At 65.5% G+C, this 22,545-nt stretch carries 20 protein-coding genes; 15 read left to right on the forward strand and 5 right to left on the reverse strand.

The features are described from left to right. The 3 genes from MJ956_RS15260 to MJ956_RS15270 form a co-directional block, all read left to right on the forward strand. Positions 1 to 1,165 (forward strand): acyl-CoA dehydrogenase family protein (locus tag MJ956_RS15260; protein ID WP_253965300.1); only part of this gene is annotated, 1,165 nt, incomplete at its 5' end. A gap of 22 nt (positions 1,166 to 1,187) precedes the next feature. Beyond that, a complete protein-coding gene (locus MJ956_RS15265; RefSeq protein WP_253965301.1) occupies positions 1,188 to 1,430 on the forward strand; it encodes a hypothetical protein in 243 nt (80 codons plus the stop codon). A gap of 4 nt (positions 1,431 to 1,434) precedes the next feature. Next, positions 1,435 to 2,643: an acetyl-CoA C-acetyltransferase gene (locus MJ956_RS15270; protein WP_253965302.1), complete on the forward strand. Its 1,209-nt coding sequence runs from the start codon at positions 1,435 to 1,437 to the stop codon at positions 2,641 to 2,643. A gap of 85 nt (positions 2,644 to 2,728) precedes the next feature. On the opposite strand, the gene MJ956_RS15275 is transcribed toward MJ956_RS15270, so the two are convergent. Then, positions 2,729 to 3,508 carry an EAL domain-containing protein gene (locus tag MJ956_RS15275; protein ID WP_253965303.1) on the reverse strand — a complete coding sequence of 260 codons (780 nt, stop codon included), beginning with the start codon at positions 3,506 to 3,508 and terminating at the stop codon, positions 2,729 to 2,731. Positions 3,509 to 3,668: 160 nt separating this feature from the next. On the opposite strand from MJ956_RS15275, the gene MJ956_RS15280 reads away from it, so the two are divergent. Then, a complete protein-coding gene (locus tag MJ956_RS15280; protein ID WP_253965304.1) occupies positions 3,669 to 5,876 on the forward strand; it encodes an FAD-dependent oxidoreductase in 2,208 nt (735 codons plus the stop codon). A gap of 281 nt (positions 5,877 to 6,157) precedes the next feature. After that, positions 6,158 to 7,255, forward strand: a complete 1,098-nt coding sequence (locus MJ956_RS15285) for an SH3 domain-containing protein (RefSeq protein WP_253965305.1) — start codon at positions 6,158 to 6,160, stop codon at positions 7,253 to 7,255. Between the two features lie 75 nt (positions 7,256 to 7,330). Here MJ956_RS15285 and MJ956_RS15290 read toward each other — a convergent pair whose 3' ends face one another. Then, positions 7,331 to 8,710: an L-serine ammonia-lyase gene (locus MJ956_RS15290; RefSeq protein WP_253965306.1), complete on the reverse strand. Its 1,380-nt coding sequence runs from the start codon at positions 8,708 to 8,710 to the stop codon at positions 7,331 to 7,333. A 191-nt stretch (positions 8,711 to 8,901) separates the two neighbouring features. Next, entirely contained in the window at positions 8,902 to 9,945 is a 1,044-nt protein-coding gene (locus tag MJ956_RS15295) for a YihY/virulence factor BrkB family protein (protein WP_253965307.1), read from the reverse strand. Positions 9,946 to 10,211: 266 nt separating this feature from the next. Between MJ956_RS15295 and MJ956_RS15300 the strand changes: the two genes are divergently transcribed. Beyond that, on the forward strand, positions 10,212 to 10,856 hold the full coding sequence (locus MJ956_RS15300; protein WP_253965308.1) for a S24 family peptidase: 645 nt from the start codon (positions 10,212 to 10,214) through the stop codon (positions 10,854 to 10,856). Between the two features lie 55 nt (positions 10,857 to 10,911). Then, entirely contained in the window at positions 10,912 to 11,610 is a 699-nt protein-coding gene (locus MJ956_RS15305; RefSeq protein ID WP_253965309.1) for a hypothetical protein, read from the forward strand. Positions 11,611 to 11,730: 120 nt separating this feature from the next. Here MJ956_RS15305 and MJ956_RS15310 read toward each other — a convergent pair whose 3' ends face one another. Further along, positions 11,731 to 13,077, reverse strand: coding sequence for a glycosyltransferase (locus MJ956_RS15310; protein WP_253965310.1), 1,347 nt, complete (start codon positions 13,075 to 13,077; stop codon positions 11,731 to 11,733). A gap of 45 nt (positions 13,078 to 13,122) precedes the next feature. On the opposite strand from MJ956_RS15310, the gene MJ956_RS15315 reads away from it, so the two are divergent. The 5 genes from MJ956_RS15315 (at position 13,123) to MJ956_RS15335 (ending at position 16,869) form a co-directional block, all read left to right on the forward strand. Beyond that, complete coding sequence (locus tag MJ956_RS15315) at positions 13,123 to 13,779, forward strand: hypothetical protein (protein WP_253965311.1); 657 nt, start codon at positions 13,123 to 13,125, stop codon at positions 13,777 to 13,779. A 50-nt stretch (positions 13,780 to 13,829) separates the two neighbouring features. Further along, positions 13,830 to 14,696, forward strand: coding sequence for a transporter substrate-binding domain-containing protein (locus tag MJ956_RS15320; protein WP_253965312.1), 867 nt, complete (start codon positions 13,830 to 13,832; stop codon positions 14,694 to 14,696). Positions 14,697 to 14,945: 249 nt separating this feature from the next. Next, a complete protein-coding gene (locus MJ956_RS15325) occupies positions 14,946 to 16,022 on the forward strand; it encodes an NAD(P)-dependent alcohol dehydrogenase (RefSeq protein WP_253965313.1) in 1,077 nt (358 codons plus the stop codon). A gap of 147 nt (positions 16,023 to 16,169) precedes the next feature. Continuing rightward, positions 16,170 to 16,457, forward strand: a complete 288-nt coding sequence (locus tag MJ956_RS15330) for a c-type cytochrome (protein ID WP_253965319.1) — start codon at positions 16,170 to 16,172, stop codon at positions 16,455 to 16,457. A 40-nt stretch (positions 16,458 to 16,497) separates the two neighbouring features. Further along, positions 16,498 to 16,869, forward strand: a complete 372-nt coding sequence (locus MJ956_RS15335) for a hypothetical protein (RefSeq protein WP_253965314.1) — start codon at positions 16,498 to 16,500, stop codon at positions 16,867 to 16,869. A 174-nt stretch (positions 16,870 to 17,043) separates the two neighbouring features. Here the strand turns inward: MJ956_RS15335 and MJ956_RS15340 are convergent, their stop codons facing one another. Next, on the reverse strand, positions 17,044 to 17,736 hold the full coding sequence (locus MJ956_RS15340) for a phosphoribosyltransferase (protein ID WP_253965315.1): 693 nt from the start codon (positions 17,734 to 17,736) through the stop codon (positions 17,044 to 17,046). Positions 17,737 to 18,032: 296 nt separating this feature from the next. On the opposite strand from MJ956_RS15340, the gene MJ956_RS15345 reads away from it, so the two are divergent. Genes MJ956_RS15345 through MJ956_RS15355 form a run of 3 tightly spaced genes read left to right on the forward strand, consistent with a single transcriptional unit; the run spans position 18,033 to position 22,476 of the window. Next, entirely contained in the window at positions 18,033 to 18,872 is an 840-nt protein-coding gene (locus MJ956_RS15345) for a universal stress protein (RefSeq protein WP_253965316.1), read from the forward strand. Between the two features lie 31 nt (positions 18,873 to 18,903). Beyond that, the gene (locus MJ956_RS15350) at positions 18,904 to 21,276 is read left to right on the forward strand and encodes a phosphoketolase family protein (protein WP_253965317.1); all 2,373 of its coding nucleotides are present in this window, start codon (positions 18,904 to 18,906) and stop codon (positions 21,274 to 21,276) included. A gap of 24 nt (positions 21,277 to 21,300) precedes the next feature. Continuing rightward, a complete protein-coding gene (locus MJ956_RS15355) occupies positions 21,301 to 22,476 on the forward strand; it encodes an acetate/propionate family kinase (RefSeq protein ID WP_253965318.1) in 1,176 nt (391 codons plus the stop codon). The last annotated feature ends 69 nt before the right edge of the window (positions 22,477 to 22,545 follow it).

The raw sequence follows: 22,545 nt of genomic DNA on the forward strand, positions 1-22,545 counted from the left end.
CCTCGTTCTCGCCCGGATCGAGGGAGCGCCAGGGGGCGTCAAGGGCATCTCGCTGTTCATCGTGCCGAAGTTCGTCCTCGACGCGGAGGGTAGGCCGGGCGCGCGCAACGGCGTCGTCTGTGGCTCCTTGGAGGAAAAGATGGGCATCCACGGCAACGCTACCTGCGTGATGAACTACGACGCGGCGACGGGATATCTCGTCGGCGAGGAACACAAGGGCCTTCGGGCGATGTTCACGATGATGAACGAGGCGCGGCTGGGCGTCGGCGTGCAGGGGCTGGCCGTGTCCGATGCCGCTTATCAGAATGCCGTCGCCTATGCCCGCGAACGCACACAGGGCCGGTCCCTGTCCGGCGTCAAGGCACCCGACAAGAGCGCCGATCCGATCATCGTCCATCCGGACGTCCGCCGCATGCTGATGACCATCCGCGCGATCAACGAGGCCGGCCGCGCGCTGGTGCTGTGGACGGCGCTGAAGGGCGACCTGTCGCATCGCTCGGCCGACGAGGCCGAGCGCGAGGCGGCCGACGACTGGATGGGCCTGATGACGCCGGTGATCAAGGGCGTCCTCACCGACAAGGGCTTCGACAATGCCGTCATGGCGCAGCAGATCTATGGCGGTCATGGCTATATCGGCGAATGGGGCATGGAGCAGTTCGTCCGCGACGCCCGCATCGCCCAGATCTATGAAGGTACCAACGGCATCCAGGCGCTCGATCTCGTCGGCCGCAAGCTCGGCCTGAATGGCGGCCGGGCGGTCCAGGCCTTCTTCGCCGAAGTCGGCCAGTTCTGCGAGGAGAACCGAGCGGACGATCGGATGGCGCCGATCACCAAGGCGCTGAAGAAGGGTCTCAATGATCTGCAGCAGGCAACCATGTGGCTGATGCAGAATGCCATGGCCAAGCCCGACAATGCCGGCGCGGCCTCGACCGACTACATGCATCTCTTCGGCCTTGTCGCGCTTGGCTTTATGTGGGGCCGCATGGCAAAGATCGCCGAGGAGAAAATAGCCGCCGGCGCCAACGGCCAGACGGCGTTCCTGGAGAAGAAGCGCGTGACCGCCCGCTTCTTCATGGAGCGCGTGATGCCGGAGAGTGCTGCCCATCTCGCCCGCCTCTCGTCCGGCGCGGACACGATGATGGCGCTGGAGGCCGACGCGTTCTAACCTTCGGGGCAAGGAGACCAAGATGCCGGCGAAGCGCCTGCCCCTGCCGAAGCGATTTTCCGTCGCGCTGACGGAGGAGGCCTATGACCGGCTGCGGGCACTGAATTCGGGCTATGGACTGTCCAACAATTATCTCCTGACGGTTCTCCTGTCGCGCCTCGACGACTATGCCGACCCGGACCGGCTCGCCCGGGTCTTCGACGACTTCATCTCAGAGTATGGTGCGCCGTCGCCCGGCGGCATGGGCGCCCACAAACCGGAGTAACCCGATGGCTGAAGCCTTCATCTACGATCACGTCCGCACACCGCGTGGCCGCGGCAAGAAGGACGGCGCGCTGCACGAAGTGCCGGCGGTGCGGCTCGGCGCCAAGGTTCTCGAGGCGATGCGCGAGCGCAACGGCATCGACACCAGCACCGTCGACGACATCATCTTCGGCTGCGTCGATCCGGTCGGCGAGGCCGGCTCGGTGATCCCCAAGGCGGCCGCCTTCGAGGCCGGCTACGATTTCGCCGCCCCCGGCATGCAGATTTCCCGCTTTTGCGCGTCCGGCCTCGACGCCGTCAATCTCGCCGCGGCCAAGGTCGCGCAGGGCGCCGAGGACATCGTCATCGCCGGCGGCGTGGAATCGATGTCGCGGGTCGGCATGGGCATGTCCGGCGGCGCCTGGGTCATGGACCCGTCCGTCGGGATCCCGTCCTACTTCATGCCGCAGGGCGTTTCGGCCGACCTCATCGCGACGAAATATGGCTTTTCCCGCGACGACGTCGACGCCTATGCCGTGGAAAGCCAGAAGCGCGCCGGCAAGGCCTGGGACGAGGGCCGCTTCGCCAAGTCCGTCATCCCGGTCAAGGACCAGAACGGCCTCACCATCCTCGCGCGCGACGAACACATGCGGCCGACCACCGACATGCAGTCGCTCGGCAGTCTCAATGCCTCCTTCGCCATGCATGGCGAAATGGGCGGCTACGACGCTGTCGGCATCCAGGCGCACCCGGAGCTCGAGGCGGTGAACCACGTCCACCATCCCGGCAACTCATCCGGCATCGTCGACGGCGCCGCCGCGGTTCTGGTCGGCTCCAAGGCCGGCGGCGAGGCGCTCGGCGTGAAGCCGCGGGCCCGGGTAAGGACGTTCGCCAATATCGGCTCCGACCCGGCGTTGATGCTGACCGGGCCGGTCGACGTAACGCAAAAACTGCTCAAGCGCTCGGGCATGTCGCTGTCGGACATCGATCTGTTCGAGCTGAATGAAGCCTTCGCGGCGGTGGTGCTGCGCTACATGCAGGCCTTCGATATCGACCACGATATCATCAACGTGAATGGCGGCGCCATCGCCATGGGCCATCCGCTCGGCGCGACCGGGGCGATGGTACTCGGAACCGTGCTCGACGAGCTGGAGCGACAGGACAAGAATATCGCTCTGGTGACCCTGTGCATCGGCGCCGGCATGGGAACGGCGACGATCATCGAGCGGGTTTAGGATGTGCAAAGGCTTCGAAGACGGTCCGCGTGTCCTTGTCGCATCCCAAGCTTCCTACGCGCGTCGCGCGGTCTTCACCGAGGGGCTAGGCGTAATGGTGGCGCATGACCTGCGTGCCAGCGTCCGGGCCGATTGCCGGCAGCGCCTCGAAAGCCGGTTTGGCGAAGTAATAGCCCTGGAAGAGCCTGACGCCCGCCGCTTTCAGATTGACGAATTCGGCCTCCGTCTCGACGCCTTCGGCCAGAACCTTAATGTCGAGCTCACGCGCGACGAACAGCATCGCCGCGATGATCGCCTGGCGTGCACGCGAGGTGTCGATGCCGCGCACCAGCTTCATGTCGATCTTGATGAGGTCGGGCTGGAAGTCGGCGAGAAGCCCCAACCCGGCATAGCCGGCACCGAAATCGTCGAGCGCCGTGGTGAAGCCCATCCGGCGGTATTCGGCGATGATGTTCTGGAGGTGGCCGATGTCGGACACCTTTTCGTCCTCGGTGAACTCGAACATGATCGAGTCGAGCGGAAAGTCGGCTTTCCGGGCTGCGGCCAATGTCGCGCGAAGGCAGGCCGCCGGCTCGTAGACGGCATTCGGCATGAAGTTGATCGACAGCTTAGTTCCGCTGCCCGGAGTGAAAAGTCGGCTGGCGAGTTCGATCGCCTTGACCCGGCAGGCCTGATCGAACCGATAACGCTGCTCTGGCTCGACCTTGGACAGGATCGCGTAGGCGCCCTCCCCCGCAACGCCGCGAACCAGCGCTTCGTAGCCCCAGACCCGCTCGGTCGAGACGTCGTAAATGGGCTGGAACGCCATCGAGAAATCGAAATCGAGCGGACGGGAGTTCTGGCAGCCCTCGCAACTGGCGGTCATGGTTTCGGTTCCTCGCAATGGCCGATCGTACGAAATCCTTACCAAGCAACGGTTTCACAATTCTGAAAACACCATCGCCTCGTCCCGCCCATTGCGGCAGGCAAGGAACAATTTTCTCAGCCGGCAATCGATGCCGACAGACAAGACCGGGAGCGGACCAATGAGCTACGAGAACTTCACCGTCGAGACCGATGGCGACGGCATCGCGCTGGTAACCTGGGACATGCCCGACCGGTCGATGAACGTCTTCACGGCAGCGGTCATGGACGAGATCGACCGCATCGTCGATCAGGTCGTCGCCGACGCGGCGATCAAAGGCGCGATCATCACGTCGGGCAAGAAAGGCTCCTTCACCGGCGGCGCCGATCTGAAGATGCTGTCGGGCATGTTCGCAAGCTTCGAGGCGAAGAAGCGCGAGGACAAGGACGCGGCGATCCAGGAGCTGTTCGACGGCGTCGGGCGCATGTCCTGGCTGTGGCGCAAGCTGGAAACCTGCGGCAAGCCCTTCGTCGCGGCGATCAACGGCACCTGCATGGGGGGCGGCCTCGAACTCGCATTGGCCTGCCACGGCCGCGTCGCGGCGGCCGGCGCCAGGATGGGCCTGCCGGAGGTCAAGGTCGGGATTTTTCCGGGCGCCGGCGGCACCCAGCGCGTGCCGCGCCTGACCGATACCCAGTCGGCATTGCAGATGCTGCTCAAGGGCTCGACGCTTTCGGCCGAGAAGGCCAAAGGCATGAAGCTGATCGACGCGGTGGTGCCCGAGGGCGATCTCGTCGCCAGGGCGCGAGAGATGCTCAACGCCGGCTTGTCGCCGGTGCAGCCTTGGGACCAGAAGGGCTTCAAGCTGCCCTCCGGGCCGGTCTATTCGGCGCAAGGGGCACAGATCTGGCCCGCCGTCGCCTCGCTCTACCGCAAGGAGACCGCCGACAATTATCCCGGTGCCCGCGCCATCGTGAAATGCGTCTATGAGGGCCTGCTGTTGCCGATCGACGCGGCGCTGCGGGTCGAGCAACGCTACTTCACCGAGGTTCTGCAGACGACCGAGGCGGCAATGATGATCCGCTCGCTGTTCGTCTCCCTGCAGGAGCTGAACAAGGGCGCGCGCCGGCCGGCGAACGTCCCGGCCTCGCAGCTGACGAAGGTCGGCATCGTCGGCGCCGGCTTCATGGGCGCGGGCATTGCCTATGTGGCGGCGCAAGGCGGCCTCGACGTGGTGCTGATCGATCGCGACCAGGATGCCGCCGACAAGGGCAAGGCACACTCGAAGGCATTGATGGAGAAGCTCGTCGGCCAGGGCCGCGCAACCAAGGAGCAGGCCGAGGCGGTGCTCGCGAGGATCACCGCCACCCCCGACTATGATGCGCTGAAAGATGCCGATCTCGTCGTCGAGGCGGTGTTCGAGGATCGCGACGTCAAGGCCGAGGTGACGCGCAAGGTCGCAGCCGTCCTGCCGAAAACGGCGATCTACGCCTCCAACACCTCGACGATCCCGATCACCGGCCTTGCCGAAGCCTTCGACGATCCGGAGCGCTTCATCGGCATCCACTTCTTCTCGCCGGTCGACCGGATGATGCTGACCGAGGGGATCCTCGGCGAAAAGACCGGCGACGAGGCGCTGGCCGTCGCGCTCGACTTCGTGCGGGCGATCAGGAAGACGCCGATCGTCGTCAACGACACCCGCGGCTTCTTCGCCAATCGCTGCGTGCTTCGCTACATGTCGGAAGCCTACGACATGCTGGTCGAAGGCGTCCCGCCGGCGATGATCGAGAACGCGGCGAAGTTCGCCGGCATGCCGGTCGGCCCTCTCGCCCTCAACGACGAGACGGCGGTCGATCTGTCGCTGCGGATCATGAAGGCGACCATGCGCGACATGGGCGACGATTCCGTCGACCCGCGTCATTTCAAGCTGGTCGAACAGATGAACGGCGACGGCCGGCTCGGCCGCAAGGCCGGCATGGGCTTTTACGATTATCCGGCCAAGCCGGCCAAGAAGTCGCTGTGGCCCGGCCTGAAGCAGATGTTCGAGCAGCAGCCGGCTGAGAGCATCGACTTCGAGGAGTTGAAGCAGCGGTTCCTCGCGACGATGGCGCTGGAGGCCGCGCGCACCATGGAGGAAGGTGTCGTCGTCGATCCGCGCGAGGCCGATGTCGGCTCGATCCTCGGCTTCGGCTACGCGCCCTATACGGGCGGCACGATCAGCTACATCGACGGCATGGGCGTCAAGGCGTTCGTGGCGCTCTGCGAGAGGCTGGCGGACAGGCACGGCGAACGCTTCCAGCCGACACCGCTGTTGCGGGAGATGGCGGAGAAGGGCGAGAGCTTTTACGGTCGCTTTCCGCCCAAGACGCCTGAGGCAAAGGCAGCCTGAGGCAGGCGTCAGCCGCGAACGATCAAAAAGTTGCGCTGCGACGACCCCGCGCACTCCGGCATTTATCGGAGCTGCATTAGGCATATACGGAAAAAAGAGTCGGCCTGACGGCAAATTTGAGTCGGTCAGACCGCCGATTGGCCATAATTGGCGGGTTTGATCCTCCGCATAGGGATATCGCGCATGGCGCGCCGGACTGGCGTGTCGAGGGATTGCGACCTTGAACCGGTGCGGCCGATGAACGCCCGGCCCGCGAGGGGGGTCGGCAAGGAGACGTCTCGATGACGACAGGGGATGGATTGCAAAGCGGGGGACGCACGAGCGAGGCCGAGCTGTTGCAACGGCTGGCGGAGCGGCGGACCGACTACGAGCAGGCGCAAGCTAAGACAGGTGAAGGCGCAAGGTTTGCGCGCTTTTTCTCACGCCGCAAGCCGAGTGCGGGGCTGTCGCGAAACAAGCCCAACCGCTGGGAACCTGGTAATTCGGTCGAGGGCCTTCGGCGCAGACCGGTCGCCGCATATCTGACCATGACCCTGGTCTCGGCGGTGGTTGTCGGCGCCGTCGCGCTGCTGGCCATGGCCTCGGGGGGCGATGCCGCCTCCACCGGCCCGGCGTCGATGACCGCTCGCGCACCGGGGGCGGAAAGCGCGACCGCAAACGCGGCTGCGCGTACGCCGATCGAGACGGCGATGACGCCGTCCAGCAGCGACACGCGGGCGGCGACGCTGGAGCCCGCCGGTGAGATGGCTGGCCAGCCGATCACCGTCCCCGCGGCCGAAACCGATGCGCGGCTTCGTCCCACAACCGAAGACCTGCCGCAAAGTGCGGCTGACGCTCGCGCGCCGACCGGCGATGCGGTCGCGGTGGCGCTTGCCCTGCGTCTGCCTTCGGCTCCGGGCGAAGCCGCCACCGGGATGGCGGCGGGTGCCGGGGTGTCGGCGGATCCGCTGACGACCGGGAGTATCACGTCCCTCATTGGCCAGCGCCCGATCGTCGCCGCGCCGCCCGGCGCGGCGGGAACGCCCGATATGGCGCGTTGGGCGATCCCGGAGACCGATCCGGCGGGCCCTGTCAGCAAGCCGACGGCAGGCTATGAGGCGGTTGAGACCGCCACGTTGGAGCCGACGGCCGAGGAAGCCGCGGCAATCGAGGCGGAGGCTGGCGCAAACGCCGAGACCCGGCCCGAGGCCGAGCCCACCACCGCCACCGTCAAGGTCGCGGTCAACATGCGGGCCAAACCGGCCAACGGCGCCAAGATCCTGACTGTTCTGCCCAAGGGACGCACGGTCGAAATCATCAATTGCGATATGTGGTGCGAGGTGTCCGCCGACGGGAAGCGCGGCTTCATCTACAAGAGCTTCGTCAGCCGCAAGGGCTGAAGCGGAAACCGAAATTCTGCTGCTCTTCTGTCCCGCCGGAGCGCATTGCACTCCGCGCGGACGGCCCTCTCGCGCTCAGCAGAGCGTGACGTTTACGGCGAGGCCGCCAAGAGCGGTCTCCTTGTATTTCTCGCTCATGTCCACACCGGTCTGACGCATGGTCTCGATGACGCTGTCGAGCGAGACGAAATGCGTGCCATCACCCTTGAGGGCCAGCCGCGCGGCGTTGATCGCCTTGACCGCCCCCATGGTGTTGCGCTCGATGCAGGGAATCTGAACGAGCCCGCCGATCGGATCGCAGGTCAGCCCGAGATTGTGCTCCATGGCGATCTCGGCGGCGTTTTCTACCTGCCGGGGCGTTCCGCCGAGGACAGCGCACAGCGCCGCGGCGGCCATCGAGCAGGCGACGCCCACCTCCCCCTGGCATCCCATCTCGGCCGCCGAGATCGAGGCATTCTGCTTGTAGAGCGCCCCGATCGCCGCCGCCGTCGCCATGAAATCCACCACCCCGTCGTCGGACGCGCCATGCACGAAACGCTCGTAATAGGCGAGCACCGCCGGAATGACGCCGGCGGCACCATTGGTCGGCGCGGTAACGACGCGGCCGCCGGCGGCGTTTTCCTCGTTGACGGCACGCGCGTAGAGGTTGACCCAATCAAGCGTCGTCAGCGGGTCCCGCAACGCTCTTTCGGGGCGTTTCAGAAGTTCGCCATGAAGCTGCCTGGCACGCCGACGCACCTTGAGTCCGCCCGGCAGGATACCTTCCATGCGGCAGCCGCGTTCGATCGAATCGAACATGGCGTCGCGGATGGCGAGGATACCGTCGCGAACCTCCGATCTCGATCGCCAGGTCTCCTCATTGGCGAGGACCAGTGCGGCAACCGAAAGATTTTGAGCCTCACAGAGTTCCAGGAGACGGTCGGCCGAACCGAATTCATAGGGCGCCCGCGCGTTGGTCAGGACCGGCGCTTCCCCGGCGGCGTCTTTGGCCGACATCACGAAACCACCACCGACGGAATAGTAATCGGCGGTATCGATCTCGGCCCCCGCCGCGTCGAAGGCGGTAAAACGCATGCCGTTGGAATGGTGGGGCAGCCGCTCGCGCTTGAGCAGCAGCAGCTCCGAGCCCTCGCGGAAGGCGATGCGCTGCTGCCGATCGAGCTGCAATTCGCCCTTGTCGCGAATAAAGGCGTACAGATCTTCCGCGTCGTCCGGATCGAGCGTGTCGGGCTTCAGTCCGGCGAGGCCGAGCATGACCGCCTTGTCGGTGCCGTGCCCCGTTCCGGTCAATGCGAGGGAGCCGTAGAGCTTGACGACGATCCGCGTCGCCGCGCGCTTCATCCCGCGATCGTCGAGACGGTCGAGATAGCGCCGCGCCGCCCACATCGGGCCGACCGTATGCGACGACGAAGGGCCGATCCCGATCTTGAAAAGCTCGAAAAAGCTGACGGACATGATGCCTCCCGAAAAATCGACTCCCGAAGGAGCCGGGTCCCTGCGAGGGACGGTCCGCGGCCACACCGAGCATCGCGACGCCTACACCATCTGGTCGGACGCTCCCGTCTGGTTTGCGACGGATCAGGCGCCGGCGGCTCGAGCGGACTGCCGGCAAGGAAGCAGACCGACGACGCCGCCGACCGGCACGATCAGCCGAAAAACCCGCGCTTCTCCGCGGTCGGGTCGGGATTGCGCCGTGCGCTCTGACCAACCGTGTCCGCCACGCGGGCGCCCCGGGTGCCGATGGGTTTGGCCGGCGGCTTGGTCGTGTCCTGAGCCGTCTGATGCTCCATCTCGGCGTTGATCTCCGCGCCGATGATAAAGATCAGCGAGGAAATCCAGACCCACATCATGAAGCCGATCACGGCGCCAAGCGAGCCATACATCGCGTTGTAGTTGGCGAAGTTCTGGAGATACCACGAAAAGCCGATCGAGGCGGCGACCCAAACCACCGCGGCCAGCGCGGCACCAAACAACACCCAGCTCCACCGGGCGCGATTGCGGCTCGGTCCATAACGATAAATCAGGGCGATTGCGACCACGATAAGCACGAAGACAACGGGCCACCTCAGTGAGGCGATAAGGGTTTCGGTAAAGCCGCGCAAACCGAACAAGGCCATCACCGCCGGAACCACGCCGACCATCGTGATCAGAACGATGCCGATGAAGATCGCGCCGAGAGTGAAGCTGAGCGCGATCAGGTTGAGTTTGATGAAGCTGCGCCGCTCGCTTTCGCCATAAGCGACGTTCATCGCCTCGAACAGCGTCTTGATCCCGTTATTGGCGCTCCACAAGGCGAACAGGGAGCCGAAGATGAAGCCGATCGACAACGAGGCCGGATCCTGATTGACGCGGTTGTCGAGTTGCGCCTGAAGGAGCTCGGTCCCGGCCTGCGGCAAGAAACGGCCGGCAAAGGCGATGTGTTCGCTGATCGTCGCCGGGTCGTTGACGTAACCGTAGAGCGAGACGAACACCGCGAAGGCCGGAAACAGCGCGAGAAGCAGATAGAAGGTCGCCCCCGCCGCGATCAGCATCACACGGTCCTCCCAGAAGGAGTGGTAGAGCCTAAGTAGAATGTCCTTCCAGCCTTTCCAGGGGATCGAAAACGGCCCGGCCGCATCGCGGCCACGGCCCGGTTCGCTGGCTCGGCGCCGCATCTCGTCGCTGGTATGTGCCATAAACTTGCCGTCCATCCGCCGATCCATCCTCTTGCTCAACCCGGCGCCCTCTCGCCACTGACGGATTGAACCAGTCGGTCATTGAGAAAACCTATTGCAGGAATACTATAGCCAGGGTGTGGTTCCGGTCTGAGGTTTCGTCGCGCGGATTCTCTCGGCCTCTGGACAGCCCCGCAATTCTCCCCGGAAATTTGACGTTGCGATATGGACAAGGACAGGCCCGCCCCTTATGAGCGGTAGAGGTATTTATTCCTTATACGCCGTCGCACGAGCTTCGCACGATGTTTTCGCATGACCGGATCTGGGCCGCCATCGACGCCCTCGCCTCCCGCAACCAGCTATCGGCCTCCGGGCTCGCGCGGCGCGCGGGTCTCGATCCGACCACCTTCAACAAGTCGAAGCGAAACGCCGGGGACGGCCGGCCGCGTTGGCCATCGACGGAATCCCTTTCCAAGGTCATCCAGGCGACAGGCACGAGCCTGGAGGAATTCACCGCGCTGGTGCGCGGCGGCGGGGACGCGCTCCTGCCCACGCGCGGCACCGCCAGCGTGCCGTTGCTCGGCTTCGCCCAAGCAGGCACGGGCGGCTATTTCGACGATGCCGGCTTTCCGGTCGGCCAGGGCTGGGACGAGATTTCCCTGCCGGCGACCAGCGACGAGGCCGTCTATGCGCTGGAGGTCTCCGGTCACTCGATGATGCCGCTTTATCGCGACGGCGACGTCGTCATCGTCTCGCCGAGTTCGTCGGTCCGCCGCGGCGACCGAGTCATCGTGCGAACTCGTGACGGCGAGGGGATGGCGAAGATTCTGCAGCGCCGCACCGGGCGCAGCATCGAACTCGGCTCGGTCAATCCCGACTATCCTGATCTTCATTTCACGGTCGACCAGATCGAATGGATGGCGCGGATTCTGTGGGCCAGCCAGTGAGCCGGGCCGGGTTGCTCTCACCTTCGGGTTGGCCAAGGGTCACCCGCCGCCGGACATGATACGCGCGATACTGATCGCGACGGCCCTCGCTGTCCTGGTCGGGTTTCTTGTCCGTCTCTCGCCGCTCGGTGAGCGCGAATCCAGCGAGCCCGGCGTACAAGGGCAGCTCCCGGCAGACGACAACGTGGCGGCCGGACAGGAACCGGAGTCCGCGGATGGTGTCGCCAATTCGAGGCCGTCTCCCGCCCCCGTGGCGGACCGCGACGTAACGCCTGACGGCTTTACCCGCGGCCGCCCCCCCGGCGCTGCCTTCGCCCGTCTGCCGCCACGCCCGTCGCTATCGACGCCCCCGGTCGAGGCGGACGCGGCGTCGAGAAGCACGCGGCAGGTGCTGCTGCCTCGCCCGGTCGCCACCGACGCCACCCATCTGAAAATCGGCGCCGGCACGATCGTCCTTACGGGCATCGCACCGCTTCCTCTCGACAAGACGTGCGGAACGGGCGCCGGCGCCTGGCCCTGCGGGATGCGGGCCCGGACGGCATTGCGCGGCTATCTGCGGTCCCGTTCGGTCCGCTGCGCGGTGCCGGAGGATTTCGGGCAGGCGCGAGAGACGATCGAAAGCGCCTGCACCCTTCGCGGCGACGACATCGGCGAATGGATCGTACGCAATGGGTGGGCGGAAGCGCGCGCCGGCGGCGCCTATGAGGAAGCCGAGGCCGAGGCGAGGCGGAAGCGCCGCGGTATCTGGCGATAGCATCAGACTTCTCCAGTCGCTCGGCCAGGGCGCAACCGGATCGATTCCCTTCAGCGAGCGCGGAATGCGGGCGGAAATCCGTTTCTCGCTTTTCCTCGTCCCGCGCCGAAGCCGCAGCGCTCAATCCTCGCCGAAATGCGGTTCGAGCCGATAACGCGCGTCACGCGGATCGGCCCGCGAGCGGATATCGTGCGGAGTCTTTTCCCATAGATGCGGCGCGCTGACGAGTTGCCCGACGGCGCGAAGCGCGGCGAAGGCGATCAGCAGCCAATAGAGGTAGAGAAGCGGATAATACTTGACCAACCCGACCCGCTCCCTTGCGTCGAGGGCGCCGATCGATAAAGCGATGAACGCGGCATAGCCGCCGACCGCGTTGAACAGATCGAGCCCGAAGATGAGCGCCTGGTAAGCGTTCGAAAGTCCGTTGCTCGCGAAGTTCACGAGAGTCAGGATCGCAAGCGCCAGAAACACGGGATGGGCCAGCGTCGAGGCCAGCATCCCGACGAAAAGCAACTGCACGACGACAAAGTTGCGCAGGCCGATCTGCCGCAGCAGCACGCCCGGCTGGCGCATATGAACCAGCCAAGTCTGCGCCCACCCCTTCGTCCAGCGGGTTCGCTGCCGGTGCCAGACCGTCCAGCGTTCGGGTGCATCCTCCATCGTCGGGCACGACAGCGTTTCGACGCGGTAGCCGGCGCGGTAGAAGCGCATGCCGAGATCAGCGTCTTCCGTGACATTGTGGGAATCCCACCCCCCGATCTCGACCAAGCGACTGCGGACGAAATGGTTCGATGTACCGCCAAGCGGGACGGGGAAGCCATGCCGCGCAAGCCAGGGCAGAAACCGGCGGAACAGCGCCGCATATTCGAGCGCGAAAATGCCCGCCAGCCAATTATCCGCCCCATTGCGCACGACGAGCGGCGCCTGCAGGCACACAAGATCGGCCGTTCCCCGGCGGAACCGCCGGAACGCCTCACGCAACTGGCCCGGGTCCGGTTCGTCCTCGGCGTCGTAGAGCACCAGGAACTCCCCCGCCGTGAGCGGCAAAGCATAATTGAGCGCTTTCGGCTTCGTGCGCGGTTCACAGGGAGGAACCACGACCAGCTCGAATTGCGAACGGCCGGCAATGGCCCGCTCGACCGCGCGAATCGTCGCGGCGTCATCCCCCTCGCAGATCAGCTTGACCTCGATCCGGCTAGCCGGCCAGTCCAACGCCGACAGGGCGCGCACCAGCCGATCCACGACAGCCGATTCCTGGTAGAGCGCCACGAGGACTGAATAGAGCGGCGGCGGCTCGGACGGCGGCGAAATCCCTTGCGGTTCCATCGGCCGCGGCGGCTCGACCGCGGCGACGATCCGGAGGGCGAGACAGGCGGCGAACAGCACGCCGGCGAGGGGATGAAGAACCGCAAACGTGGCCCCGGGAGCCGTGAACACGGCCCAGAGCAACAACCCGAATGCCAGCATGAGGCCAAACGCCTGGCCCGCCTCCAGCACGGTGCGTGCCGACCGGTGGGGCTGCTTGGCCGCAAGACTGAGGACGGCGGCATCGAGACGCTGGCGTGCGCTCTGCCGCGCCATCGCGGCCTTTATTTCTGCCTCCATGGTGACCCTTGCCCTGCCCTTCACTTCCGGTCGGCGTCGCAGAAATTCCGCCGTTCGGTCGAGAGTTTCCAGCTTCGGCAGCAGAAAAAGCTTCGTCCGCAGTTCCTGATCGCAGGTCTTGACGAGGCGCGGCAAGGCCATCGGTTTGCAACGCTCTGCCCCGATGATCCGGTCGCCTGGGGCTATCGCATCAAACTGAAGGTCGAGCGCTTCCGCCATGGCGGCGGCGGCCGTCCGCGCATCGGCCGCACCGCAGGCAACGATTTCGGCCAGAAGATCCGTACCGTTTCGCGCCGCTGCGGATCGCGCGGCCCGGATCGTCGCGGCGTCGATGCCGAGTGCTGCGAGTACGTGCTCACATCGCCATTGTCGCGGGTACCTTGCGGTCGCCGCCGTTTTGAGCGACAGCGGGAAAGGGATCGGAGATCGTTCTCCGTCATCGCATGGCGGCGTCGAACGTGCGGCGGCTTCGGCGGCAAACGCCGCCTGGAGTTGCAAAGGATCGTCGCGCAATCGGGCCACCCGCTCGAGTTCGCGGCGCACGCTTGCGACCTTCGGCAATGACGGCGCCCTCCTTCATCTTGGGCGAGTGCTTACCTTTGGGAAACTAACCTATGAGAGAAAAAATCGCGCTCCGGTTGCTACTTGTTTCCATCCTGGCGCTGGGGGCCGGTCGCGTCGCTCCGCATGCAAGCGCGGTCGCAGCCGAGACCGTCTCGACCCCCAACTTCTTCGATCAGCGCCAGCGCATGACGAAGCCACAGTTGAACGGCCGCCAGCGGATTCGTTTCCTGACCACGACCGACTTCCCACCCTTCAACTTTCTCGATCCGCGAGGCCGGCTCGCCGGCTTTCACGTCGATCTCGTCCGCGCGATCTGCGATGAACTGGGCGTATTGTCGCGTTGTCAGATCGAGGCGATGGCTTTCAAGGATCTCGTGCCCGCGTTGAAGCGCGGTGACGGCGACGCCATCGTGGTCGGCCTCGCGATGACCCCCACCACGCGTCAGGAACTCGCCTTCACCGAGCCGTATTTTCGCTATCCCGCCCGCTTCGTCACTCGCAAGGATCGCAAACTGCCTGAACCGGTCGCGGAAGCAACGGCCGGCAAGAGCATAGGAGTAGAAGAAGGCAGCGCCCACGCGGCGATGTTGGGGGCGTTTTTTCCCGCCGCCGAACGACGTTCTTTCGCCACACGCGCCGAGGGCTTGGCGGCCATGAAAAAAGGGGAGGTCGACGCGTTTTTCGGGGACGGGGTCGGCTTGTCCTACTGGCTGGAAAGCGAGACCGCGGCCGATTGCTGCGTGTTCTCGGGCGGCCCCTATCTGTCGGACCGGTTCCTCGGTGAGGGCCTGGCAATCGCCGTCGCACCTAATGACCGCGCCTTGGCCCGTTCGATTGACTACGCCATCGGCCAGATTGTCGAGAAGAAGCATTTCTCGGAACTGCTCCTGCGTTATTTTCCGGTCAGCGCGTTCTGAGGCGTCGGCAAGCGGACGGATACTGGTCTTTTCGTCGGTTACTCCGGCCGCAATCCCGGTTACCGGTCTGTGGCAGGGGCGCCATGCGGGGGTGGCACGAGGCCTAGGCGCCTGCCGGCAGCCGACTACGTGAACCTTCGGCAGGCGTCTCGCTGGTCCGAGCGACGCTTCTCTTGACCTTGATCAAAGCCGTGATCCGGTTCCCGTGCGATGCGGTTCGGCAAGGACATCGCAAACGGGAAACGGGCCATGACCGACAAAATGAAGGCGGCTATATTCATCGAACCGGGACGGATCACCCTGGGTGAGAAGCCGATTCCGGACATCGGCGCGAACGATGCGCTGCTGCGCATCACCACGACGACGATTTGCGGCACCGACGTTCACATCCTCAAGGGCGAGTATCCCGTCGAAAAGGGTCTGACCATCGGTCACGAGCCGGTCGGGGTGATCGAGAAGCTGGGGTCCAACGTCAAGGGCTATGAGGAAGGTCAGCGGGTCATCGCCGGCGCGATCTGCCCCAGCGGCTATTCCAACGCCTGTCTGTGCGGCCAGCATTCCCAGGATGGACAGAGCCATCCGCACGGCTACAAGCCGATGGGCGGCTGGCGCTTCGGCAACACGATCGACGGGACCCAGGCCGAATATGTTCTGGTGCCGGACGCGATGGCCAATCTGGCGCCGGTGCCGGACGGGCTGAGCGACGAACAGGTGCTGATGTGCCCCGACATCATGTCCACCGGCTTTGCCGGCGCCGAACGGGGTAACATCCAGATCGGCGACATCGTCGTGGTCTTCGCCCAGGGCCCGATCGGCCTCTGTGCGACGGCGGGCGCCAGACTGCGCGGCGCCGGCCTGATCATCGGGGTCGACACCGTACCCGAGCGGCTCGACATCGCCAGGAACCTCGGCGCGGACGTCGTCATCGACTACAAGACAGCCGATCCGGTCGATGAGATCATGAAGATCACCAATGGACGCGGCGTCGACGTTGCGATCGAGGCGCTGGGCACGCAGCAGACCTTCGAGAGCTGCCTGCGCGTACTCAGACCTGGCGGCACCTTGTCCAGTCTCGGCGTCTACTCCTCCGATCTCACCATCCCGCTCGGCCCCTTCAACGCCGGTCTCGGCGACAACGCGATCGTCACCTCGCTGTGCCCCGGCGGCAAGGAGCGCATGCGCCGTCTGATGAAGATCATCGAGACCGAGCGCCTGGACCTCGGCGGCCTGGTCAGCCATCGCTACGGGCTCGACCGGATCGAGGAAGCCTACGAGCTGTTCGCCAACCAGCGCGACGGTGTGCTCAAGGTCGCGATCACTCCCTGATCTGGCGGCAAGAGACCCCACCGGTTTGATCCGTATCAAGATCAGGATTTCCTGGCGCCGCTAGCATGGGCGTCGCCGTATCAGGATCGGGAGATTGGAATGAGAAGGATATCGGGACTGGAGATCGCGACCGCCCTGGGAGCCATCATGCTCGTGCCCGGCCTCGCGGCCGGGCAGCAGACCGAGCAGATCGCCAGTGGACGGGCGCTGGTCGAGGACAACTGCATTCGCTGCCACGGCATCGGCGAGGCGGACGAGAGCTCTCACCCCGACGCCCCGGAGTTCCGCGCCTTGTCCAAGCGCTATCCCATCGAGGCGCTGGGAGAGGCGTTCGTCGAGGGCATCGTGACCGGACATCCGGATATGCCGGAATTTGTCGCGACGCCGGTCCAGACGGCGGCGATCATTGCCTACATCGAAAGCATCCAGGAATAGCGGCTTTGCCCGTTCCGACTTCAGGAGAAAACGACCCGTCATGAATCTGAACCACATCCGCATGGAAATGGCGCGCGATCGCGAAAACCCCGAGGGCAACCCGCATCGGGGCTACGAGTTCACGGCGGCGCTGACGTCGGACGGTCATCTCGACCCTGAAGCCTGGCGGACAGCGCCGGAGCATTTCGTCGTAACCCGCTTCTGGGATGGCGAGCGCACCGCTCTGGGCGCCCTCAGCTATCGCAACGGCGAATGGGTCTTCGACTATGATTTCGAGGCCGACGAGGACGACGAGCCCGGTTACCGTTTCGCCCAGCACGTCTTCCGCGAAGGCGAGTATGTCTCCATCGATGAGCCAGGCCTGGGTCTGCGGACATTCAAGATCGTCTCGGTAAGGCCGGCCACCAGTTAAGACGCGTTCGCCATGCACCGCGAACGGCGCGAGCGGACGTTCGCCACGCCGACAGTGAGCCGTTGCTCGCCGCGGCCGGCATGCGAGGAGCGGATCATCGAAGCCGGGCGAGCCCGGCGGATCGCTCCACGATGGGACTGGCCCATGCCCTTCGATTACGGGCCGCGATGGCCTTTACGTTCGGCCGGCCACGTCCTCGTTGGCTGTGTCCACGCCGAGGCGCGCGGAATCCAGCATCGCAACCACCTCTTCGTCGCCGCCCTGGTGAAAATCCAGATAGTGAAGGCCAATGGCATAAAACGGCTCGGGCGTTGCCAGGCAGACCAGATCGTCCACGAGCGGCCGCAGCGCGTCCAGAGTCTGCTGCGGCGCTACCGGCACCGCCAATATCAGACGCTTGCCCCCCCGTCGGCGAAGAGCAGTGAGGGCCGCCCGCACACTTGCGCCTGTGGCGATGCCGTCATCGACGAGGATAACGCTCCGGCCGGCGGTCGAAATCGGCGCCCGGCCGGCAAGATAGGCCTTTCGGCGGCGCTCGATCTCGGCAAGCTCCCGTTCCGCGACAGCCTGCAATTTCGCCGGATCGAGCCCCGCCAGCGCCATCACATCCTCGTTGTAGACATAGTCGGCGTCACCGCCGTCCACCACCGCCGCCGCGGCGAGTTCGGGCTGCCACGGCACGCCGATCTTGCGCACCATCAGGAGATCGAGCGGGGCGTCCAGCCGACGGGCGATCTCCAGGCCGACAGGTACCCCTCCCCGGGGCAGGGCCAGGACCAGAGGATCGGCGAGTTCCAGGCGGGCCAGCCGGTCGGCAAGCAGATGACCGGCTGTCGCCCGGTCCCTGAACGGCACATGATTTTCCATCCCAACCTCCTTTTTGATGATCATCTCTCGCCGACCCGCGCGTTTCACCGACAAGACCGCGAGATCTTGAATCTGTCGCGCTGTCACGGCGCCGCCTTGCGCCACGTCAATGTCTGCCGACCGGTCTGGGCGCCGCGTCTTGCGGTGAAGGATACGATATATGCAGGCTGGCCACCGCGCCCGATGACGTCGTTTGCGCGAGATCAAGGAGCGCGGTGGGCGGACGACTATACAGGAGGGCGAGCCGGGGCCGGTCATGACCCCGACCCTGCTGTCGCGATGTTGGAGAATTCGCAATGTTCAAGACGATACTTGTCTGTCTGGGGTCGAAGGATCGCACTGAAGCGCTTCTGGACGTCGCAGTCCCGCTGGCGGAGCGCCATGACGCGCATCTGGTCGGGCTGCATGTGATCCCCAGCTTTTCGAACTACGCCGGCGGCATGACCCCGGCGGAGGTTCCGGTAGAATTCTTCGAGGAGAACCGCCGCTCGATGCAGGCGGAAGCCGAGGCGATCGAACGCGTCTTCGCGGAGAGGACGCGCGCGGCCGGGGTCAGGAACGAATGGCGTCGCGACGAGGCCACCAGCCCGAACCAGCAACGTGTCTTCAACCGGCACGCCATGTGCGCCGATCTCGTCATCGCCGGTCAGGCCCGCGATACCGAATGGGGCGGCGGTTCGATCCTCGTCGACCTCATCATGGGATCGGGGCGTCCCGTCCTGCTCATCCCCTACGCCGGCCGGTTCAGCCGTATCGGCGAACGGGTCATGCTGACCTGGAACGCCACCCGCGAGGCGGCGCGAGCCGCTTTCGATGCCCTGCCGATCCTGAAAGACGCAAGCCATGTCCGCGTGCTCGCCGTCGACCCTAGCGGCGACCGGTCGCATTCCGGCCTCGCCCCCGCGGACGATCTTGCCGTTGCCCTGGCAAGGCACGGGATCAAGGCGCAGGCGGCAACCTCCTTCAGCGACACGATCTCGGTCGCCGACGACATCCTGTCGCGCCTTGCCGACGACGGCTCGGACTTGCTGGTGATGGGCTGCTTCGGCCATTCCAGGGTCCGGGAGACGCTGTTTGGTGGCGTGACGCGCCACGTGCTGCGCCACATGACGGTCCCGGTCTTGATGTCGCATTGACCGCAGCCAGAAAAACGGAAGAGTCCGAGCGATGACCGACGCCGATCTCGATGTTCTCGACCGCTATTGGCGGGCGGCGAACTATCTGTCCGTCGGCCAGATCTATCTGGTCGACAATGCGCTGGTGCGCGAACCGCTCGTGCCGGCACATCTCAAACGCCGCCTACTCGGGCACTGGGGCACGACCCCCGGCCTCAACTTCATCTATGCCCATCTCAATCGGGTGATCAGGGAGCGGGACGTCTCGATCCTTTACGTCTGCGGACCGGGCCATGGCGGCCCGGCAGTCGTCGCGAACACATGGCTCGAAGGTACCTATTCCGAAATCTACCCGGACGTTTCCCGCGACGCCGAGGGGATGGGAAAGCTGTTCCGGCAGTTTTCGTTTCCCGGCGGCATTCCAAGCCATGCGGCGCCGGAGACCCCTGGTTCGATCCACGAGGGCGGCGAACTCGGCTATGCGCTCGCCCATGCCTATGGCGCGGTGTTCGACAGTCCCGACCTGATCGCCGCCTGCGTCATCGGCGACGGCGAGGCCGAGACCGGGGCGCTCGCCGCCTCCTGGCACTCGAACAAGTTCCTCAATCCGGCGAGCGACGGCGCCGTGCTGCCGATCCTGCATCTCAACGGCTACAAGATCGCCAATCCGACCGTTCTCGGCCGCATGGGCGACGACGAACTCGCCTGCCTCATCGAGGGCTACGGCCACGAGCCTATCTTCGTCGAGGGCGAGGAGCCGGGCGAGATGCATCACAAGATGGCCGCCGCCTTCGACCTGGCCTTTGCCCGTATCGCGGAAATCCAGGCGACGGCTCGGTCCGGCAAGGCCACGGGGCGGCCCGACTGGCCGATGATCGTGCTCAGGTCGCCGAAGGGCTGGACCGGGCCAAAAGAGGTCGACGGCAAGAAGGTCGAGGGCTTCTGGCGCGCCCATCAGGTTCCGGTGGCGCAGGTTCGCGACAATCCCGACCACCGGCGCATCCTCGAGGAGTGGATGCGCTCCTACCGCCCGGACGAGCTGTTCGACGAGAAGGGCCGGCCGCGGCCGGAACTGGCGGACTTCGCGCCCCGTGGCGAGCGCCGGATGGGCGCCAACCCGGTCGCCAACGGCGGCCGCCTCAAGGTCGATCTCGACCGGCCGGATGTCGGCGACTTTTCCGTCGACGTGCCGCATCCGGGCGGAACGCGCGCCGAGGCGACGCGAGTGCTGGGCAGATATCTGCGCGACCTCATGGTGCGCAACCGCGAGGCTCGCAATTTTCGTCTGATCAGCCCCGACGAAGCCTCGTCGAACCGTCTCGACGCGGTCTTCGAGGTCACCGAGCGGGTCTGGATGGAGCGAATCGAGCCCTATGACGTCCATCTCGCCCGCGAGGGCCGCGTCATGGAAATACTCAGCGAGCATCTCTGCCAGGGCTGGCTGGAAGGCTATTTGCTGACCGGGCGGCACGGGCTGTTCGCCTGCTACGAGGCCTTCGTCCACATCGTCGATTCCATGTTCAACCAGCATGCCAAATGGCTGAAGGTCTCGCGCGAGCTGGAATGGCGGGCGCCGATCGCATCGCTGAACTATCTTCTGACCTCGCATGTCTGGCAGCAGGATCACAACGGCTTCAGCCATCAGGATCCGGGCTTCGTCGACCTCGTCGCCAACAAGAAGGCCGATGTCGTGCGTCTGTACTTCCCGCCTGACGCCAACACGCTCCTATGCGTCGCCGACCACTGCCTCGGAACCTATGACCGCGTCAACGTCATCGTTGCCGGCAAGGCGCCGGCGCCGCAATGGCTGACCATGGACGAGGCGAAGACCCATTGCGACGCGGGGATCTCCGCCTGGCCGTTCGCCGGGAACGTCTCCGCGGGGCAAACGCCCGACATCGTCATGGCGGCGGCCGGCGACGTGCCGACCATCGAGGCGTTGGCGGCGGTGGATCTGCTTCGCACCGCCCTGCCGGAGTTGACGATCCGCTTCGTCAACGTCGTCGACCTGATGGCGCTGCAGCCGAAGAACCGCCATCCGCACGGGCTCGACGAGGATGCGTTCGACGCGCTGTTCACCCGCGAGCAGCCGGTGATCTTCGCCTATCATGGCTATCCCTACCTGATCCACCGGCTGACCTATAAGCGCGCCAACCACGATAATTTCCACGTACACGGCTATCAGGAGGAAGGCACGACGACGACGCCCTTCGACATGGTCGTGCTCAATCAACTGGATCGCTTCCATCTCGCGATCGCCGCCATCGAGCGGCTGCCGGATCGCGGCGGCATGGCCGGAGAGCGGGCTGTCGCGCGGTTCCGCGAGCGGCTCGCCGCCCATCGCGCCTATATTGTGGAAAATGGCGAGGACATGCCCGAGATTCGCGACTGGACGTGGCAGTCCACGACCGCCGACGCGGGCTGAGCGCATCGAAGGGTTGGGGGGGTGATGGCCGACGTGATCTTGAGCATCAACGCCGGTTCGTCGAGCGTGAAATTCGGACTGCATCACGCGGGACGGACCGGTTGGCCGTCGATGATGGCAAGTGGGCAGATCAAAAGCTCCGAGGATGGCATCCGGCTCGTGGCCCGCGATGCCGAAGGCGGCACGGCATTGGACGAGACCGTTGCCGGAGCGGATCCGGACGCCGCCTATGAGCGTATTCTCGCCTGGGCGGAGGATCTGGCGCGGCCGGGCCGTCTCGCCGCCGTGGGCCACCGCGTCGTTCATGGTGGCACTGCTTTCACGCGTCCCGCCCGGCTCACCGCCGAGGCGGTTGCCGCAATCGAGGCGCTGACGCCGCTCGCTCCGCTGCACCAGCCGCTGGGGCTGAAGCCTGTGCGCGCGGTCGCCGGTCTGCGGCCGGATCTTCGCCAGACGGCCTCCTTCGACACGGCGTTTCACAGCACGATCGCGCCGGAAGCCGCCCGCTACGCGCTGCCCCGCCGGCTTGAAACGGAGGGCATCCGCAAATACGGCTTTCACGGCCTGTCCTACGATTACATCGCCCATCGGCTGGAAGAACGCTGGCCTGGCACCGCCGCGACGAGGACGGTCGTCGCGCATCTGGGGGCCGGCGTCAGCTTGTGCGCCCTGGAGAAGGGCCAGAGCGTCGACACCACCATGGGATTCTCGGTCCTCGATGGCGCCGTCATGGCGACCCGGTGCGGCTCGCTCGATCCGGGCGTCATCCTTTATCTTCTTGAGGCCAAGGGCTTTACGCCCGAGGCCATCGAACATCTGCTCTATTACAGATCGGGGCTGCTCGGCGTCTCGGAACTGTCCGGGGATATCCGCGAGCTTTTCAAAGCCGACACGCCGCAAGCCCGCGAGGCGGTGGCGCTTTTCGTCCGCCGTGTCGCGCGAGAGGTCGCCGTGATGGCGACGAGCCTCGGCGGCCTAGACCGTCTGGTCTTCACCGGCGGGATCGGCGAGAACCAGCCCGGCATCCGCGACGCCGTATGCCGGCGCCTCGCATGGCTCGGCCTTGCGGTCGATCCGGACCGCAATTCGGCGGCAGTGGAGCGGATCGACACGCCGGACAGCCGCGTCGAAATCCTCGTCATCCGCACCGACGAGGAAATCGTCATCGCCCGCGACGCCGCGAGGTTGCTGGCCGGCTAGAGCTACGGGCGAAACCCTGCCGAAGAATCCGAACTCATTCCCACTCGATCGTGCCCGGCGGCTTCGAGG

Origin of the sequence: Aurantimonas marianensis (genome assembly GCF_024195285.1) — a bacterium.
In the GTDB taxonomy this organism is placed as follows: domain Bacteria; phylum Pseudomonadota; class Alphaproteobacteria; order Rhizobiales; family Rhizobiaceae; genus Aurantimonas; species Aurantimonas marianensis.

What these genes read in the sequence shown, in the direction of transcription:
- MJ956_RS15265 (WP_253965301.1), top strand. Translation starts at nt 1,188, where the DNA reads ATGCCGGCGAAGCGCCTGCCCCTGCCGAAGCGATTTTCCGTCGCGCTG.
- MJ956_RS15270 (WP_253965302.1), top strand. Translation starts at nt 1,435, where the DNA reads ATGGCTGAAGCCTTCATCTACGATCACGTCCGCACACCGCGTGGCCGC.
- MJ956_RS15275 (WP_253965303.1), bottom strand. Translation starts at nt 3,508, where the DNA reads ATGACCGCCAGTTGCGAGGGCTGCCAGAACTCCCGTCCGCTCGATTTC.
- MJ956_RS15280 (WP_253965304.1), top strand. Translation starts at nt 3,669, where the DNA reads ATGAGCTACGAGAACTTCACCGTCGAGACCGATGGCGACGGCATCGCG.
- MJ956_RS15285 (WP_253965305.1), top strand. Translation starts at nt 6,158, where the DNA reads ATGACGACAGGGGATGGATTGCAAAGCGGGGGACGCACGAGCGAGGCC.
- MJ956_RS15290 (WP_253965306.1), bottom strand. Translation starts at nt 8,710, where the DNA reads ATGTCCGTCAGCTTTTTCGAGCTTTTCAAGATCGGGATCGGCCCTTCG.
- MJ956_RS15295 (WP_253965307.1), bottom strand. Translation starts at nt 9,945, where the DNA reads ATGGACGGCAAGTTTATGGCACATACCAGCGACGAGATGCGGCGCCGA.
- MJ956_RS15300 (WP_253965308.1), top strand. Translation starts at nt 10,212, where the DNA reads ATGTTTTCGCATGACCGGATCTGGGCCGCCATCGACGCCCTCGCCTCC.
- MJ956_RS15305 (WP_253965309.1), top strand. Translation starts at nt 10,912, where the DNA reads ATGATACGCGCGATACTGATCGCGACGGCCCTCGCTGTCCTGGTCGGG.
- MJ956_RS15310 (WP_253965310.1), bottom strand. Translation starts at nt 13,077, where the DNA reads ATGCTGGCATTCGGGTTGTTGCTCTGGGCCGTGTTCACGGCTCCCGGG.
- MJ956_RS15320 (WP_253965312.1), top strand. Translation starts at nt 13,830, where the DNA reads ATGAGAGAAAAAATCGCGCTCCGGTTGCTACTTGTTTCCATCCTGGCG.
- MJ956_RS15325 (WP_253965313.1), top strand. Translation starts at nt 14,946, where the DNA reads ATGACCGACAAAATGAAGGCGGCTATATTCATCGAACCGGGACGGATC.
- MJ956_RS15330 (WP_253965319.1), top strand. Translation starts at nt 16,170, where the DNA reads ATGCTCGTGCCCGGCCTCGCGGCCGGGCAGCAGACCGAGCAGATCGCC.
- MJ956_RS15335 (WP_253965314.1), top strand. Translation starts at nt 16,498, where the DNA reads ATGAATCTGAACCACATCCGCATGGAAATGGCGCGCGATCGCGAAAAC.
- MJ956_RS15340 (WP_253965315.1), bottom strand. Translation starts at nt 17,736, where the DNA reads ATGGAAAATCATGTGCCGTTCAGGGACCGGGCGACAGCCGGTCATCTG.
- MJ956_RS15345 (WP_253965316.1), top strand. Translation starts at nt 18,033, where the DNA reads ATGTTCAAGACGATACTTGTCTGTCTGGGGTCGAAGGATCGCACTGAA.
- MJ956_RS15350 (WP_253965317.1), top strand. Translation starts at nt 18,904, where the DNA reads ATGACCGACGCCGATCTCGATGTTCTCGACCGCTATTGGCGGGCGGCG.
- MJ956_RS15355 (WP_253965318.1), top strand. Translation starts at nt 21,301, where the DNA reads ATGGCCGACGTGATCTTGAGCATCAACGCCGGTTCGTCGAGCGTGAAA.